The sequence below is a fragment of the Pseudomonas sp. rhizo25 genome (genome assembly GCF_031931935.1).
In the GTDB taxonomy this organism is placed as follows: domain Bacteria; phylum Pseudomonadota; class Gammaproteobacteria; order Pseudomonadales; family Pseudomonadaceae; genus Aquipseudomonas; species Aquipseudomonas synxantha.
Window position 1 is genome coordinate 1 of the sequence record NZ_JAUJXA010000062.1, and the last position, 372, is coordinate 372.

Below are 372 nucleotides of genomic sequence, written 5' to 3' on the forward strand. Positions count from 1 at the left end.
GACGTCCTACGAGCATGACAATGGTTTCGTACGCGTAGTCAGGCGTGGCGAGGCGGTCTGGAAATATGAGCGTAATGACCAGGGCGATGTTACGCGCAGGACCGATCCTGACGGGCAGGTCACGAACTACAGCTACAACAAACGTGGGCAACTGACCGGGGTTTGGTATCCCGATCACAGTTGTCATCGGCTGGTATGGAACGAACGTGGGCAGTTGCTTGAGGAGCAATTGCCCACTGGCGGGATCAAGCGTTATCGCTATGACGATCTGGGGCGGCAGGTTGCCCGTGAGGATGAATACGGGGCGCTGACCCGTTACGAATGGGACGCCGTAGGACGTCTGCTGAAACTGACCCAGCCCGGCGGCGCTTG

Annotated in this window: 1 protein-coding gene; it reads left to right on the forward strand. The window is 58.6% G+C overall.

What is annotated here, in order from left to right; all coding sequences use genetic code 11:
- On the forward strand, positions 1–372 hold a 372-nt coding region (locus tag QZR30_RS27940), incomplete at both ends, for a hypothetical protein (protein ID WP_311904789.1).